Source organism: Burkholderia sp. NRF60-BP8 (genome assembly GCF_001522585.2).
Lineage (GTDB): Bacteria > Pseudomonadota > Gammaproteobacteria > Burkholderiales > Burkholderiaceae > Burkholderia.
The window spans coordinates 1,673,798-1,689,699 of record NZ_CP013372.1 but is presented as its reverse complement, the minus strand read 5'-3'; the positions used below and the strand labels follow the sequence as shown (position 1 = coordinate 1,689,699).

Annotated in this window: 15 protein-coding genes; 7 read left to right on the top strand and 8 right to left on the bottom strand. The window is 67.2% G+C overall.

Going from position 1 to position 15,902, the window contains the following annotated elements; genetic code table 11:
- Positions 1-18: 18 nt before the first annotated feature.
- From WS54_RS07915 to WS54_RS07905, 3 genes are all read right to left on the bottom strand, one after another.
- On the bottom strand, positions 19-777 hold the full coding sequence (locus WS54_RS07915; RefSeq protein WP_059783140.1) for an SDR family oxidoreductase: 759 nt from the start codon (positions 775-777) through the stop codon (positions 19-21).
- Between the two features lie 181 nt (positions 778-958).
- Positions 959-1,897, bottom strand: a complete 939-nt coding sequence (locus WS54_RS07910; protein ID WP_034204644.1) for an alpha/beta hydrolase — start codon at positions 1,895-1,897, stop codon at positions 959-961.
- A gap of 61 nt (positions 1,898-1,958) precedes the next feature.
- Complete coding sequence (locus tag WS54_RS07905) at positions 1,959-3,056, bottom strand: OpgC domain-containing protein (protein ID WP_034206162.1); 1,098 nt, start codon at positions 3,054-3,056, stop codon at positions 1,959-1,961.
- A 380-nt stretch (positions 3,057-3,436) separates the two neighbouring features.
- Here WS54_RS07905 and WS54_RS07895 point away from each other — a divergent pair, with 380 nt between their 5' ends.
- Positions 3,437-4,591 carry a porin gene (locus WS54_RS07895; protein WP_034204645.1) on the top strand — a complete coding sequence of 385 codons (1,155 nt, stop codon included), beginning with the start codon at positions 3,437-3,439 and terminating at the stop codon, positions 4,589-4,591.
- A gap of 46 nt (positions 4,592-4,637) precedes the next feature.
- Here WS54_RS07895 and WS54_RS07890 read toward each other — a convergent pair whose 3' ends face one another.
- Positions 4,638-5,543, bottom strand: coding sequence for a LysR family transcriptional regulator (locus WS54_RS07890; RefSeq protein WP_034204646.1), 906 nt, complete (start codon positions 5,541-5,543; stop codon positions 4,638-4,640).
- 141 nt (positions 5,544-5,684) lie between these two features.
- On the opposite strand from WS54_RS07890, the gene WS54_RS07885 reads away from it, so the two are divergent.
- Together WS54_RS07885 and WS54_RS07880 are read left to right on the top strand one after the other, a co-directional pair.
- Complete coding sequence (locus WS54_RS07885) at positions 5,685-6,686, top strand: aldo/keto reductase (RefSeq protein WP_059783142.1); 1,002 nt, start codon at positions 5,685-5,687, stop codon at positions 6,684-6,686.
- Positions 6,687-6,817: 131 nt separating this feature from the next.
- Positions 6,818-7,558, top strand: coding sequence for a sulfite exporter TauE/SafE family protein (locus WS54_RS07880; RefSeq protein ID WP_059783144.1), 741 nt, complete (start codon positions 6,818-6,820; stop codon positions 7,556-7,558).
- An 84-nt stretch (positions 7,559-7,642) separates the two neighbouring features.
- Here WS54_RS07880 and WS54_RS07875 read toward each other — a convergent pair whose 3' ends face one another.
- Entirely contained in the window at positions 7,643-9,805 is a 2,163-nt protein-coding gene (locus tag WS54_RS07875) for a hypothetical protein (protein ID WP_059783146.1), read from the bottom strand.
- Between the two features lie 39 nt (positions 9,806-9,844).
- Between WS54_RS07875 and WS54_RS33615 the strand changes: the two genes are divergently transcribed.
- Positions 9,845-10,237: a hypothetical protein gene (locus WS54_RS33615; protein WP_159086658.1), complete on the top strand. Its 393-nt coding sequence runs from the start codon at positions 9,845-9,847 to the stop codon at positions 10,235-10,237.
- 77 nt (positions 10,238-10,314) lie between these two features.
- Here WS54_RS33615 and WS54_RS07870 read toward each other — a convergent pair whose 3' ends face one another.
- The gene (locus WS54_RS07870) at positions 10,315-10,701 is read right to left on the bottom strand and encodes an ester cyclase (protein WP_034204650.1); all 387 of its coding nucleotides are present in this window, start codon (positions 10,699-10,701) and stop codon (positions 10,315-10,317) included.
- A gap of 45 nt (positions 10,702-10,746) precedes the next feature.
- Positions 10,747-11,643 (bottom strand): LysR substrate-binding domain-containing protein, encoded by an 897-nt coding sequence (locus tag WS54_RS07865; RefSeq protein WP_059783148.1) that lies wholly within the window; start codon positions 11,641-11,643, stop codon positions 10,747-10,749.
- A 499-nt stretch (positions 11,644-12,142) separates the two neighbouring features.
- On the opposite strand from WS54_RS07865, the gene WS54_RS07860 reads away from it, so the two are divergent.
- The 3 genes from WS54_RS07860 to WS54_RS07850 all read left to right on the top strand — a co-directional run bounded on the left by WS54_RS07860 (position 12,143) and on the right by WS54_RS07850 (position 15,100).
- On the top strand, positions 12,143-13,000 hold the full coding sequence (locus tag WS54_RS07860; protein ID WP_059783149.1) for a peptidoglycan DD-metalloendopeptidase family protein: 858 nt from the start codon (positions 12,143-12,145) through the stop codon (positions 12,998-13,000).
- A 211-nt stretch (positions 13,001-13,211) separates the two neighbouring features.
- Complete coding sequence (bla, locus tag WS54_RS07855; RefSeq protein ID WP_059783152.1) at positions 13,212-14,111, top strand: class A beta-lactamase; 900 nt, start codon at positions 13,212-13,214, stop codon at positions 14,109-14,111.
- A 116-nt stretch (positions 14,112-14,227) separates the two neighbouring features.
- Entirely contained in the window at positions 14,228-15,100 is an 873-nt protein-coding gene (locus WS54_RS07850; protein ID WP_034204653.1) for a LysR substrate-binding domain-containing protein, read from the top strand.
- A gap of 64 nt (positions 15,101-15,164) precedes the next feature.
- Here the strand turns inward: WS54_RS07850 and WS54_RS07845 are convergent, their stop codons facing one another.
- Positions 15,165-15,500 (bottom strand): hypothetical protein, encoded by a 336-nt coding sequence (locus WS54_RS07845; RefSeq protein WP_059783155.1) that lies wholly within the window; start codon positions 15,498-15,500, stop codon positions 15,165-15,167.
- Between the last annotated feature and the right edge of the window lie 402 nt (positions 15,501-15,902).

Here is a 15,902-nt window from a genome sequence, read left to right as displayed (position 1 = left end):
GCGGGCGCGCACCACGCGCTATCCGCGCCCGACGAACGGCATCGCGGTCGCCATGATCGTCATGTTGAGGATGTTCGCGTCGAGCGGCAGATTCGCCATCTGGACGACCGCATTCGCGACATGCGCGACGTCCATCCGCGCCTCGGGCGCGAGGCTGCCGTCCGCTTGCGGGACGCCTTGCGTCATCCGTTCGGTGAGCGCGGTGGCCGCGTTGCCGATGTCGATCTGGCCGCACGCGATGTTGTACCGGCGGCCATCCAGCGCGAGCGACTTCGTGATCCCGGTGACCGCGTGCTTGGTGGCCGTGTACGCGATCGTGTCGGGGCGCGGCGCGTGTGCCGAGATCGAGCCGTTGTTGATGATTCGGCCGCCCTGCGGCGTCTGCGTTTTCATCAGTCGCCACGCGGCCCGCGCGCACAGAAAGACGCCGGTCAGGTTCGTCGCGACGACGCTGTTCCACACGTCGAGTTCGTATTCGTCGAGAGAAACGACCGGAGCATTGCGGCCGGCGTTGTTGAACAGCACATCGAGCCGGCCGAACCGTTGCGCGATCTGCGCGAACGCGTGATCGACCGAGGCTTCGTCGGCGACGTCGACGGGAAACACGTCGGCGTCGCCGCCGGCGGCGCGGATGGCGTCCTGCGTGTCGCGCAGCGACGCCTCCGTGCGTCCGAGCAGCGCGACGATGAAGCCGGCCCGGGCGAGCGCGATGGCCGCGGCGCGACCGATGCCGGAGCCGGCGCCCGTGACGGCGGCGAATTTCTTCGAGTCGGACATGGCGGGATACCCTGCGGGTTGAGTGACGGGAGAGGCGGCCGGTCGATGCCGTCGCCACTTCGGCACTGTAGTCGAAATGCGCGATGCCCGGATTCGAGCGACATCGTGAAACGTGCTCCACGAGACGGCGGCGCCCCTTTCTTCCGGCCGGGCGCGGCTTTCCTGCCACGCCCGCCGGCCGTCACTTCACGCACTCCAGCGCATACTTCAACCCCTGCCCGAGCAGCCCGCGCCAGACGTCCCACGTATGCCCGCCGTCGACGATGCGCAGCTCGGCCGGGTTCTGCGCACGGCGCAGGTGCGTGTACAGCACGCTCGATTCCGCCTGGATCGTCAGGTCGTCGTCGCCGGCCGCGATGAACATCGGCACGCGCCAGTTGCGCGCGAAATAGCCGCGCAGCAGCGCCGGATAATTGAGCTCGTGCCACACGCGCGAATCGAACTGGCGGTCGCCGAACACGCCGACGTAGCGCGCGGCGGAATTGAGCGGCGGCTCGTTCGCATAGATCGCGGGGCTCAGCAGCATCGCGCCGCAGAACAGGCCCGGTTCGAGCAGCGAGAAGCGCAGCGCGCCGAAGCCGCCCATCGACACGCCGCCGATCGCGCGGCCCGCGCGCTGGTTCGACACCGCGAAGTGCGCTTCGACTTCGGGCAGCAGGTCGTTGAGGAACGCGCTCTGCATCTTCTCCTTGCGATCGACGTACCAGTCGGTGCCGCCCTGCGGCATCACGATCACGACGGGCGGGATGTCGTGGCGCTCGATCAGCGTATCGGCGGTGGCCTGCAGCCGGCCCTGCGTGACCCAGTCGTTCGCGTTGCCCGCGTTGCCGTGCAGCAGGTACATCACCGGGTAGCGTGCGCCTTCCGCGTTGTAGCCGGGCGGCAGGTAGACCGTGTACGACCAGTCGCGCTTCAACGACGCCGACCGGAACGTGCGCAGCACGACGCTGCTGCCCGGATTGACGGACGGCTCCGGCGCGGAGGACGGCGTCGTCGCGGTCTGGACGGCCGGTGGCGCGGTCGATACGGCCGGAGCAGGCGCCGCCGGCGGCGCGGCATGGGCGGCGGCGATGGCGCCGGCGAACAGGGCGAGGGCGAACGGAAGGGCGAGTCGGCGCATGGCGAATCGTTTCAGGAGAGGCGCCGGCTATCGTAGCAGCGGCGCATGACGGCGCGGCGCGTCATTGCCGCGAACGGAACGACAGCCGCGCGACGAGCGGCCCGTAGAGCTTGGCGACGAGATACAGCAGCCCCATCGCGACGGCGTCGGCGGTCAGGCCCAGCGGCACGTCGAGATAGCCTTCGGTCGCCTGGTAGAGCAGCGAATCGACCGCGAGCGAGATGCCGGTGCCCGCGACGAAGCACAGCAGCCCCTGCCGGCCGATCGTGCCGATCCACGGCATCGCGTGCGCGACCTTCTTCATCCAGCCGAGGTGCACGAGCTTGGCGGCGAGCCACGCGATCGCGAGGAAGTTCACGAGCCGCAGCACGCCGAGGTTCTGCTTGATCGACGGATCGGTGGGGAACGGCTCGATGCGCAGCCGGTAGTACGCGCCGGCCGCGACGATCGCGAGCGACGCGGCCGTCAGCAGCCAGCCCTGCGGCTTGGGCGAGAGCGTCTGGTAGACGGGCTGGCAGCGTGCGATCACGCCGAGCACGAACAGGAATTGCCACGCGAACGGATTGAAATCCCACGGCGCGCCTTCGACGGTCGGCAGGAAGCGTGCGACGTGCGGCGCCGCAAACCATAGCGATCCGCTGAACGCGAGCATCAGCCATGGCTGCGTGCGCGCGAGCGGCAGCGCGAGCGGGACGAGCAGCGCGAAGAACGCGTACATCGGCAGCACCGACGCAAGGTACGGCTGGCGGCGGAACAGCAGGATGTCGCGCAGCGCGGCGAGTGGTTTGTGCAGCAGCCCGTCGAGATCGTTGGTCGGCATGTTCGGGCCGTCGATCGCGAACGCATTCAGCACGGCCGTGATCAGCAGCATCAGGCCGGCCGTCACGAGGAACGCGCGGTAGATTTCGAATGCACGCCGGATGAAACGCTGGCGCGCGGCGGCCTCGTCGTGCCGCTCGGCGAGCGAGTTGTACGCAATGGCGGTCGCGAAGCCGCCGAGGAACACGAATACCTCGGCCGCGTCGCACAGCGCGTACGCGTGCAGCGTGACGCGCGACAGAATGCTGCCGCCGATGTGGTCGACGACGATGACGAGCAGCACGAGGCCGCGGAAGAAATCGAGCTCGGCGTAGCGGCCGGCGCGGGCCGGCGCGGTCATCGGCGCGCCTTCCGGCGCGGGCCGCGGGCGCGGCCGGCGCGCGCCGCGCATGAATCGGGGTGAAGCATGACTTCGTGAAGAAATGACGAACGGATGCGCATTGTGCCACCGATGCGACGCCCATCGGGTTTACGCGGATGGCCGGCCGGCGTGCCGCTGCCGATAAGCCCGGTCAGGCTCTCCGCGCAACGGGGCAGTTGGACGAGCGCAACGCTTTGCGCGCGACGACCCGCACCCGATGGACGGAAGGTTTGCGACGTGACACCATTTTGTCCTCACGCGGCCGCACACCGCGTCGTCCGCCCTGCGGGCCACTTATACACAGACCAAACATTCGCCGGGCGTTCGGCCTGCCCGGTCCTCGGCTCCGGAGATCCGTCATGAAGAAGCACGTCATTTTTGCCGCCGCGCTCGCCGCATTCGCCGCGCCGGCCTTTGCCGAGAGCAGCGTGACGCTGTACGGCGTGATCGACGAAGGCTTCAATTACACGAACAACGTCAACGTCAATGGGGTCGGAAAGACGAATTACCAGCTCGCGAGCGGCTATGCGCAGGGCAGCCGGTGGGGCCTGAAGGGCAGCGAGGATCTCGGCGGCGGGCTGAAGGCGATCTTCACGCTGGAAAACGGGTTCGACGTGAACAACGGCCGGCTCGGCCAGGGCGGCCGCATGTTCGGCCGTCAGGCGTTCGTCGGGCTTTCCGAGTCGCGCTTCGGCACGCTGACGCTCGGCCGTCAGTACGATTCCGTCGTCGACTATCTGGCGCCGCTTACCGCGAACGGCAACTGGGGCGGCACGCTGTTTTCGCACCCGTTCGACAACGACAACACGGACAACTCGTTCCGCGTCAACAACACGGTCAAGTACGCGAGCCCCGACTGGAACGGCCTGACGTTCGGCGGCACGTACAGCTTCAGCAACGGCACGGGCTTCTCGAACAACCGCCAGTACAGCATCGGCGCGCAATATTCGCTGGCCGGGCTGCAGGTCGCGGCCGCGTACCTGCAGGCGAACAACCCCGGCATCGGCAGCGCGGGCGCGATCGCGGCCGACGACGCGAATTTCGTCGCCGATCGGCTGCGCATCTTCGGCGGCGGCGTCAACTACACGTTCGGCCCGGCCACGGTCGGCATCGTCTATACGAAGACCGACGTGAAGAATCCCGTATCGACGGTCTACCTGCCGGCGTCGACGTTCGCCGGCCTCGGGCTGACCGCGACGAAGTTCCAGAACTTCGAGATCAACGGCAAGTACCAGCTCACGCCCGATTTCTACCTCGGCGCGCAGTACGTGTATACGGACGGCAAGTACGATGCCGCGGCCGGCTCGTTCAAGCCGAAGTACCACACGGTCGGCCTGATGGCCGACTACAGCCTGTCGAAGCGTACCGACGTGTACCTGCAGGGCGCGTGGCAGAAGGTGGGCGGCGACAAGACGGGCACGGCGGCCGACGGCGGCTATGTCGTCGGGACGGACGGCCCGTCGGCGTCGTCGAACCAGTTCGCGGTGCGCGCCGCGATCCGCCACAAGTTCTGACCCGGGCGCCGGCGGCCGGGGCGCAAAACCCCGGCACTGCCGCCGGTCAGTCCGCCCGGCCGCCGAGCGTTTCCGCGAGCCAGTCGACGAAGATCCGCACGCGCGGCGCGAGATGCCGGCCGTACGGAAACACCACCGATACGGGCAGCGGCCCGGCATTCCATTCCGGCAGCACCTCGACCAGCGAACCGTCTGCGAGCAGCGGCGCGAGCCCGTCGCGCGGCGCCTGGATCAGCCCGAGGCCCGCGATGCAGCACGCGAGATACGCCTGCGAGCTGTTGACCGACACGATGCTGTGCATCTTCACCGTGTGCATCTCGCCCGAATCCATGTCCGCATATTCCCAGTCCAGCTCGCGGCCCGTCCGGCTCGAGAAATAGCCGACCGCGACGTGGTCCGGCAGCTCGTCCGGCGAGCGCGGCGTGCCGTGGCGCGCGAGATAGGCCGGCGACGCGCAGTTGATCTGGGCCATCTCGCCGACGCGCCGCGCGACGAGCGACGTGTCGGACAGCACGCCGACCCGCACCGCGCAGTCGATGCCGTCCGCGACGAGATCGACGAAGCGGTCGGTCGTGCTGATCGCGACGCGCAGATCGGGATAGCGCGCGTGAAAATCCGGCAGCGCCGGAATCACCCGGGTCAGCGCGAAACGTTCGGGCAGGTCGACGCGGATCACGCCGCGCGGCGACGCGCCGGCATCCTCGAACAGCGTTTCCGCATCGTCGAGATCGGCCAGCAACTGCACGCAGCGCTCGTAATAGGTCGCGCCCTCGGCGGTCAGCGCGACGCGCCGCGTCGTGCGTTGCAACAGGCGGATCTTCAGGTGCTTTTCCAGATACTGGACGGCGTTGCTGACCGTCGGGCGCGGCAGCTGGAGTTGCTCGGCCGCTTTCGTGAAGCTGCCGAGATGGGCGACGCGCGCGAAGATGCGCATTGCTTGCAGGTGGTCCATGCGGGCGAGGGCCTTGGCGGAAAACGGAAAGACTCCATTGTTAATCAGCGTCGAATGGTTTGGTGGCGCGTTTCGCGTTTATCGCGCGGCGTCGCGCATCCAGAATCCGTTTCATCCACTCACCATTCGAAGGAAACGGACATGGACATGCGTCAACTGGGCCGCACCGGCCCGCAGGTATCGGCGATCGGACTCGGCTGCATGGGGATGTCGGACTTGTACGGGCCGGCCGACCGCGACGAAAGCATCGCGACGCTGCACGCGGCGCTCGATCACGGGATCACGTTGCTCGATACCGGCGACTTTTACGGCATGGGCGACAACGAGATGCTGATCCGCGACGCGCTGCGCGGCCGGGCGCGCGACCAGGTGCTGATCAGCGTGAAATTCGGCGCGCTGCGCGATCCGGCCGGCGGGTTCGTCGGCTACGACGCGCGGCCCGCGGCGATCCGGAACTTCGTCGCGTACTCGCTGAAGCGGCTCGGCACCGACTACCTCGACATCTACCGCCCGGCACGCGTCGATCCGGCGGTGCCGATCGAGGAGACGGTGGGCGCGATCGCCGATCTCGTGAAGGCCGGGTACGTGCGTCATATCGGCCTGTCCGAAGCCGGCGCGGACACGATCCGCCGCGCGGCCGCCGTCGCGCCGATCGCCGATCTGCAGATCGAATACTCGTTGCTGTCGCGCGGGATCGAGGCCGGGATTCTGCCCGTATGCCGCGAGCTCGGCATCGGCGTGACGGCCTATGGCGTGTTGTCGCGCGGGCTGCTGGGCGGGCGCTGGAGCGCGGCGCGGCAGGGCGAGCGCGATTTCCGCGCGGCGAGCCCGCGCTTCCAGGGCGAGAACCTCGCGCACAACCTCGCGCTCGTCGATGCGCTGCGCGCGATCGCCGACGAGAAGGGCAGCAATCCGGCGCAGATCGCCATCGCGTGGGCGCTGTCGCGCGGTGCCGACATCGTGCCGCTGGTCGGCGCGCGCAAGCGCACGCAACTGCAGGACGGTTTGCTGGCGACTGAATTGCAACTAACGGTCAATGATCTCGCTCGCATCGAAGCGGCGGTTCCCGCCGGGGCGGCTGCCGGCGAGCGCTATCCGGCCGCTCAGATGGCTCACCTCGACAGCGAGCAGGGTCGGGGGTGATTCACGGGGCCGGATCGACCGGCCCGAACACCCGTCCGACGGGCCCGAGCCAGCCTCAGGCAAAACCAGATGGCGGGCGGCATGACGGGCAGGCACCATCGGCGCCGTACTCACCGGACGGAATGCCTGCCATGCAAACTCATACGCTGACGATCGTCGTGCTGGTTTTCCTGCTGGCCGGCGCGGTCAAGGGCATGATCGGACTCGGGCTGCCGACGATCGCGATGGGGCTGCTGACGCTCGCGATGCCGCCGTCGGCCGCGGCGAGCCTGCTGCTCGTGCCGTCGTTCGTCACCAACGTGTGGCAGTTGGGGCTCGGCCCGTCGTTCGGCGCGCTGCTGCGCCGGCTGTGGCCGCTGCTCGCGGGCCTGACGGTCGGCACGCTGACGGGCGGGCTGCCGGCGCTCGCGGCCGGCAGCACGTGGACGCACGCGGCGCTCGGCGTGGTGCTGGTGCTTTACGGGCTGTGGGGGCTGGCGGCTGCGCGGCTGCCCGCGCCGGGCCGTCACGAAAAATGGCTGTCGGCCGTGGTCGGCTACCTGACCGGCGTCGTGACGGCCGCGACCGGCGTGTTCGTCGTACCTGCCGTGCCGTACCTGCAGGCGCTGCGGTTGTCGAAGGACGATCTGATCCAGGCGCTCGGGCTGTCGTTCACCGCGTCGACGATCGTGCTCGGCCTGCAGTTGCGTGTGACGGGCGCACTGCAGACGATCGACCTCGGCGTGTCGGCGCTCGCACTCGTGCCCGCGCTGGCGGGGATGGCCGGCGGGCAATATGCGCGGCGCGTGATGAGCGAGAAGACGTTCAAGCGCTGCTTCTTCGTCGGGCTGATTGCGCTCGGCGCGTATATGGCGGGGGCGGGGTGGAGGTGAACGCGCGTCCGGCCGCCGAATGATCCCGAAGCCGGTTTCGGCAACCGGCTTCGGGGATCGGTCACGGGATCGCGGTCACGCCGCTTACGCCGGATCGGCGTACCTCAGCGTCCATCCGACCGTGCGGGTCGCGCCCGCGCCGAGTGCGAACGGCTTCGTCGTGCAGGCGAAGTTCGAATGCAACTGCCCGATCGGCGTCGTCGACAGCGGATTCGTCGTGCCGTTTGCCGTGTCGAAGGCGGACAGCGTGCAGTTGTCGAACCCGGATGCCGCATAGCCGGTCGCGGCGCTGTTCGCATACGTCACCGACACGCCGTCCCCGTTGGCCTGCGTCGACGCGAAATCCGCGAACGACGTGAAGTCCGTTTCGACCGCGAGGTTGCCCGCGAGCGTGCCCGAACTCAGCGTATCGCTGCGCGAGATCGTGCCGTGCGCGAACGTCAATACCGTGTGCACCTGCAGGTCGAGATCCGTCGTGTAAGCGGCGTTCTTCGACGCGAGGCGGAACTTCGTCGTATCGAACGACACGATCACCTGGCCGTTGCTTTGCTGCACGTTCAGGTTCTTGTAGTACGTGACGGGAATGTAGGTCTTCGCGTTGTACGTCACCTGCGGGAGCAGCAGCGCATAGCCGAGGTCGGTCGTGCCGTAGATCAGCTTGTCGGAGAACGGCACCGGGTAATACGGCGTGTACGAGTTGTAGTCGGGCGCCTGGCTGAGGTTCAGGTTGATCACGCGCCGGCCGTCGCGCACGGTGAGCAGCGCGGCGCTGTACGGATGCGCGGCGTCGCCCGGCTGGTTGTACCAGGTGAGCGTGTAGCGCGGCAGCGCGTCGAGCCACGCGCGGTAGTCCGCATCGGCCATCGGCGCCTGACCGCCGAAGCCGAGCTTGTTCCACCACGCGTTCACGTACAGGTACTGATGCAGCAGGCTGAAGTTCTCGCCCATCACGCGCGGCTTGCCGCGATACGCGTCGGTGCCGCGGCCCTTGACCCACATGTTGACCGACGGCGTCGGCAGCGACGGGTCGTACCAGTACGTGTCGAAACGACGCGCGGCCTGGTAGATGAATGCATACGCAACCTGTTTCTCGCGATCGGTGAGCACGCCGGCATTGGCCGCGGCCGTCAGCACCTCCATGAACGCGGAATCGCCGTAAGGGCCGATCGAGCGGCCGTAGTTGAAGCCCTGGCCGTCGGCGTTCAGTTGCGGCAGGATCAGGTCGACCGACTTGCGCAGATAGCCCTTCAGCTCCGGCGTGAGATTCGCTTCGTTGCCCATCTCGAACGTGCGCTCGACTACTTCGCCGATCAGCAGCGTGCTGTAGCGGTCGAAGCGCGCCTGATCGTAGTAGGTCGTGTGCGTGTTCGACGCTTCGTCGGAGAATCCGCCCGACGAGTCGTTGCGGATGTGGTTCGTCAGCGTGTACAGCAGTGCGTCGCGCGCGCTCATCGTCGCGACCGCCGGATCGGTCTTCGACGCGAACGTCGGGCTGCTCCAGCCGAGCTTCTGGCGCAGCCCGGCGATGCCGTAGGACACCGCATAGTAGTTCTGCGCGGTGTTGAGCGACGCGATGTCGATCGGCGTGCCGGCGGCCGGGCACGTCGTGGTCTTGCCGCTCGCATCGGGGCCGAACATGTCGCAGAAGGTGAGCCGCTGCTGCAGCGTCGCGAGCATCGCATCGCTGAAGACTTCGTTGAGCATCCCGTGCGCCTTCAGGTTGTTCAGCGCGACGAGGTAGTAGTACTCGCCCCACGACGTGTTCGCATACGTGTAGTTGCTGCCCGACTGCGCCATCATCGCGGTCGTGATCGTCTGGTACGTCGCGAGGTAGCTCGCGTATTGCGGGTCGTTCTTCGACTTCATGTCGATCAGGATGTACGACAGGCCGAGCGCGAGCTTGCCGGGCAGGAATTTGTCGCCGGTATTCGTGTCGAGCACGTGGACGGGCGTGCCGTCGCCGAGATCCATCACGACCTGCGTGAAGTCGGGCGATTTCCGGATCAGGTCGAACAGTGCGCGCATCTGCCCCATCATCGTGAGCGGAACGTTCGTGCCGGCCGGCACGCTGGTGTCGGGCGCGCCGTAGACGAGCGCCTGCAGCGAGTTCGCTGCGAGCGCGGGCGGGGTGGACGAAGGGGGCGACGGCGGCGTGTCGGTCACGTCGTTGCCGCCGCATGCGCTGACGAGCACGACGGAAAGGGCGCTGAGCGCGGCGCCGAGCGCGAATCTGCTGCGCTGATGCATGGTGTCTCCGGTTTTGAATAGTGGTGAAGGAACGGGCGCGTGTGGCCGATGCCGCGCTCGATGCCCGTACCCGGCTTCCGCCTTGCAACCCTGTTCCCTGAAGACGGACGGCCTGAATCGCAAATCGAGCGGGCAAGCGTTTCCCCTGCGCGGGCCGAGACCGGCGTCGCGCTTCGGCATTGGAAAACGTTTTCCAAATTTAGGCATCGATCTGCGCGATGTCAATCAACTTTCACATCGGAGACGCCGGTAGAAACCCGAATGGCGGGAGCGGAGGCGGCGAAATGGAATGAGGATTACGACGGAATCGTCGGGGCTTTTCTTGACGATCGAGTGTTCGTCGCGCGGGAGGGAGCGGCTTTACAGCGGCGCAAGGGCGCATCGCATGGAAACGGGTTCTCGATGGATGACGAGAGAAAACGTTATCCATAAGAATCGAAATGCATTGAGCCGCCGCTGCCCACCGGCCGCCGCGGCCGCCGCGGGCGACGCCCCCGCTTCGACGAGGTTCAAAGCTGCTTTTCGATCGCCGCCTTGTCGATCACCGACCACACCTGGCGGATCTTGCCTTCGTGAAACTCGTAGAACACGTTCTCGGCGAACGTGACCTTGCGGCCGTCGACGGCGAGGCCCATGAACGTCCCTTTCGGCGAACACGCGAAGCGCAGGCGGCACGCGACGTGCGGCGGGTCGCACGCGAGCAACCGGATCTCGAAACGGAGATCGGGAATGTCGCGGAAGTCCTGCTCCAGCATCGCGCGGTAACCGGCGAGGCCCAGCGGCCGGTCGTTGTGGATCACGTCGTCGGACACGTACTCGCCGAGCGCCGCCCAGTCCTGCCGGTTCAGGCAGTCGATATACGCACGATAGCGGGTTGCGAGATCGATATCGGTCATGGCCTTGTCTCCGTATGTCGATGGGGCGAATCGAGGCGGCGCGCGTTACGGCGGCGGTGCGTCGCCCGACAGGAATGTGACGAACTCGCGCGTGTACTTCGGCAGCGCATCGAACGACCGCGCGCAGAGCGTCAGTTTCCGATGGCTCCACGGATCGGACAGTTCGACGAGCCGCACATCCATCGTCTGCATCGCGCGCTCGGCCGCGTGCCGCGACACGATGCCGATCCCCACGCCGCTCGCGATCACGCGGCAGATCGCGTCGAAGCTCTTCAACTGCACGCGATAGCGGATCCGTTTGCCGAGCGCGCGTGCCTGGTCGGCCAGATGCACTTGCAGCGCGCTCCCGTCGGTGAGGCCGATGAAGTCTTCGCCGGCGATGTCGTCGAACGCGACCTTGTCGCGCGACGCGAGCGGATGCGCGGCCGGCACGACGGCGATCAGCCAGTCTTCGCGGAACGGCTTCTGTTCGAGCCCGCCGAGCCCGACCGAATCGGCGACGATGCCGACCTCGGCCGTCTTGTTGCGGATCGCATGCACGATCTCCTGGCTCGAGCGTTCCTCGACGCTGATCGACAGCCTGGGGTGATGCGGCAGGTACTCGGCCAGTGCGTCCGGCAAGTATTCGCTCAGCGACGCGGTGTTGCACAGCAGCCGGATATGGCCGCGCAGCCCCTGGCCGTATTGCTGCAGTTCGCCGCGCATGTGATCGATCTGCTGCAGCACGGTGCGTGCGTGATGTTCGAGCGCGCGGCCCGCATCGGTCGCCTGCGCGCCCGACTTGGTCCGGTGCAGCAGCGGCACGCCGAGTTCGTCCTCCATCCCGCGAATGCGTTCGCTCGCCGCCTGCAGCGTGATGTGCGTGCGTTCGGCGCCGCTCGTGATCGTGCCGGCTTCGCAGATGTTCAGGAAAAGCCGCAGGTCGGTCAGGTCGAAGCGCATGATGGGCGAAGCGATGGAGAGAATGGCCGATAAGTTAGCAGGAACCGCCGTGCCGGTCTCAGGGGCAGCCTGAGACCCGGTTCGCCGCTTCCGCATTTTCGGGGCGCGATCGATGGCCGATGATGGACGCACATCAATCGAGGGAGCCCGTCATGCAGATCGATTCGTCCTGGGGCGTGTCGTTCAAGATCGCGCTGCATCTGCTGTTCCTGTGCATCGGCGTCGCATGGGCCGGCGCCGAATTCGTCGCATGGTTGCGATGAATGGCGTGGCTTGCGCCTATTGAAACATCCCGGCCATAGTTTTCGGCAACGAAAATTCTTCCGTTTTTCTGCGAAAAGACCATCAAGTTTTTCCGGATCGGACCGTATTACCGGTAGCGAATGCCGGCCTGCATCCGGTCCGTGATCGTTTGTCATCATTGTTTGCATCCGGTTACACGTCGGCCGTTCCGTTTTTGAGATGCTTGAAAGATTGTCAAACCGGAGTCGGATCGTCCATGAAAACGCGCGAGATTCACCGCAAGGCGGCGTGGCTGTCGGGCCTGGCCGCCGTGCTCGTGATGGCCGGTTGTGCAAGTCCCCAGTCCGTTCCGCCGAGCGACACGCTGGCGGGGCAGCCTTCCGATTCGAGCCCGCCCGTCGCTCCGTCGGCCGCCGCGATGCCGCCTGCGCCGATTCTCGTCGCGCAAAAGTACGTCGTGAAACGCGGCGACACGCTGACGGGCATCGCATCCGCCAACGATTGCAGCGTGGCCGACTTGCGCACCTGGAACAAGCTGACCGCCAACGGCAGGCTGCGCATGGGGCAGGTGCTGCGCATCGTCAAGCAGCAGCCGCTGCCGCCGGCGCGCGCGGCGGACACGCAAGCCGTGGCGAGCAATGGCGCGGTGGGTAACCAGGCAACCGCGCAGGCCAATTCGCAAGCCGCCGCGTCGACCGCGAGCGATCGCGAGGTCGTCAAGGAAACCAGGCGTCATGCGGGCCGCGTCGCGCTCAAGTGGCCCGCGACCGGCAAGGTCGTCGACGGGTTCCGGCCCGGGCAGAACCGCGGCATCCAGATCGCCGGCCGGCCGGGCGACCCGGTTCGCGCCGCGGCCGACGGCCGCGTGATGTATGCGGGCACCGGCCTGAACGATTACGGCAGCCTGATCATCGTCCAGCACAACGCCGATTTTCTGACTGCCTATGCGCACAACCGCAAGCTGCTCGTGAAGACCGGCGACATCGTGCATCAGGGCGATGCGATCGCCGAGATGGGCGATCTCGACAACTCGCGCGTCGCGCTGCTGTTCGAGGTGCGACGCGACGGCAAGCCGGTGAATCCGATGCCGTATCTGCCTTCGTCGCAAGGGTGACGCGCGGCCGTTTCGCTGGAACGCGACGGCGGTCGCTGCTACGCTAGGGTCTGTTCATGCGAATCCCGCCTTCGCGCGGGGCCGACGGGTGTCTTTCGGGGATGCGCGGCGAATGCCGTCGCGGGCCGCCCGTCGGCGTGAACGGTCGCGCGTCGCCGACGCGCGGCCGCGTTGCTTCGAGCCATCGTTTCCGACAGAACAGACCTCATTCATGGAACACTCTCCGACACGCCGCTCGCTGTTGCTCGCCGCCGTTGCCGCGCCGTTCGTTGCCGCGTGCACGTCCGCGCCGGTCGCCGACCAGGGGCGCGCACGCACCGCACAAGCCGAACTCGCCGCGCTCGAAAAAGCATCGAACGGGCGGCTCGGCGTCGCCGCGCTCGATACGTCGAACGGCGTGCGCATCGCGCACCATGCGCGCGAGCGCTTCCCGCTGTGCGGCACGTATGCGGTCATGGCGGCCGCCGCGATGCTCGCGCGCGGCTCGCTCGACGCATCGCTGCTGCCGCGCCGCATCCTGTACCGCCGCTATGAAATCGTGTCCGGCTCGCCGATTACGGAAAGCCACGTCGACACCGGCATGACGATCGCGCAGCTGTGCGCGGCGATGCTGCAGTCGGGCGACAAGAGCGCGGGCAACCTGCTGATGGGCGTGCTCGGCGGCCCGCAGGCCGTCACCGCGTTCGCGCGCGAAAGCGGCGACACGACCTTCCGCCTCGATCACTGGGAACCCGAACTGAACCAGGCGACGCCCGGCGACGAGCGCGACACGTCGACGCCGGTCGCGATGGTCGACACGCTGCAGCGGTTGCTGCTCGGCGACGCGCTGCGCGAGCCGCAGCGCGCGCAACTGACGGAATGGATGGTCGGCGGCGCACGCGGGGCGACCGGCATCGCGGCGGGCGTGCCGCCCGGCTGGCGCGTGGCCGACAAGGCCGGCAACGGCGGCTTCGGCACGACGACGGACGTCGCGGTGCTGTGGCCGCCGTCGCGCGCACCGATCGTGATGGCCGTGTCGTTCACGCAGCCGGAGGCTGCCGCCGCCGCGCGCGCGGATGTCGTCGCAGCGGCGGCGCGCATCGCGGCGGGCGCGCTGACCGCGACGGCCTGAGCATTCAGCGTCTCGCGCAAAGCCGGCGTTTGGCTTATCGTGTCGAACAGCGCGCGTCGGCTCGACGCGCGGTCCTTCCGTGCCGTTTCCTCGCCGTTTCCTGTTTCCCGTTCGCCATGCGCCGACTTCCGCCCCTGCACGCGCTGCAGATCTTCTCGACGGTGGCTCGCCACCGCAGCTTCACGCGTGCGGCCGAGCAGCTGTGTCTCACGCAGGGCGCCGTGAGCCGGCAGATCCAGACGCTCGAGGCGCATTACGGTTTTCCGCTGTTCAAGCGGCATGCGAAGGGCCTCACGCTGACGGCCGAGGGCGAGCAGTTGTTGCCGGTGGTCGACGAAAGCTTCGCGCGCATCGAGGACATCTCGATGAAGCTCACGCGGCAACGCACCGATCTCGCGCTGAAGGTGCCGACCTGCGTGATCCGCTGGATGCTGCCGCGCATCATGCGCTTTCAGGGCGAGCATCCCGATCTCCACGTGCAGATCACGACCGCGTGGCAGCACGTCGTCGATTTTTCGAGCGAGCCGTTCGATGCGGCGATCGTCTACGGGATGTCGCCGGGTCCGGGCGTCGTCGCGCTGCCGCTGTTCGACGAACGGCTGACACCCGTATGTGCGCCCGAACTGCGGCAGGCGTCGCCGCTCGACGCAACCGGCGATCTCGCGCGCCATACGCTGCTGCATCCGACGCGCGACCATCGCGACTGGCGCGCATGGCTCGAGCATGCGGGCGAGCGTCGTGTGGATCCCGCGCGCGGGCCGACGTTCGACACGCTCGATCTCGCGACGAACGCGGCGATGCAGGGCTTCGGCGTCGCGATCGGCGACGTGACGCTCGTCGACGACGACGTCAGCGCGCGCCGGCTCGAACGGCCGTTCGACATCGTGCTCGAAACCGGCGCACGCTACTACTTCGTCTATCCGGAGAACCTCGGCAGCCAGCAGAAGATCCGCGCGTTCAGCGACTGGATCGCCTGCCATCGCGACTGACGGGCGATTTCACGGCGCGAACCGGACGCGCGGAACCTCTTGCATGCCGCACCGGCGCCGGGCGTTACTGATACGTGACGACGGCGATCATCGGCGTGTGGTCGTTGCCCGGACGATTCGGTAAAACGATTGCGCGAGAAGCCTGGGTGAAGGTCGTGGTCTTCACGGCCTGCATGCTCGCCGCATCGACGAACGCGATCTGCCCGGTCGCGGGGCGCGGGCAGTCGGCGCGCACGCGCGCGGGCGCGGTGCCGGCCGCGTCGAGCGCGAACGAGCACGGAGGCTCGACGATCATGCCGGTGAAGTAGATGATGCCGGACGTGCCGGCGGCAAATGAAGAGGACGTGGCCAGAAGCGAGGCAGCCAGGGCGAACGAGGCGGCGAACAGGCGATGCTTCATGACAGGCTCCAGAGAAGAAGCGCGTCGCAGCGGGGCCGCTCGAATGGCAGTCCGTCAACGCTGCGGTGCTGAATGCGTAAACGGCAACTTCATCGAACCTCTTGAGCGAAAATCCGGAAATAACGGGAATACGCAAACGACGGCGTAGTCCTTCAATCAATTTATCTCAAATTTGTCGTGGCGCAAGGCAGGGTATTGCTGAGGGCTGAAGTTGGGCGGAAGACCGTTGGCAGCATCTGCTGCTGGTTTCGCAGTGAGTTGGTTCGATGCCTACGAGGCGGCGGCCCTACAACCTGTCGTTCGCTTAAAGAAAACAGACGCTGGTCAAGATGAGCGGCCGTTCGAGGATGCGGTGAAGGCAGGTGCCACGTTCGCGCATGGATGACCACGATGATTCAGGAT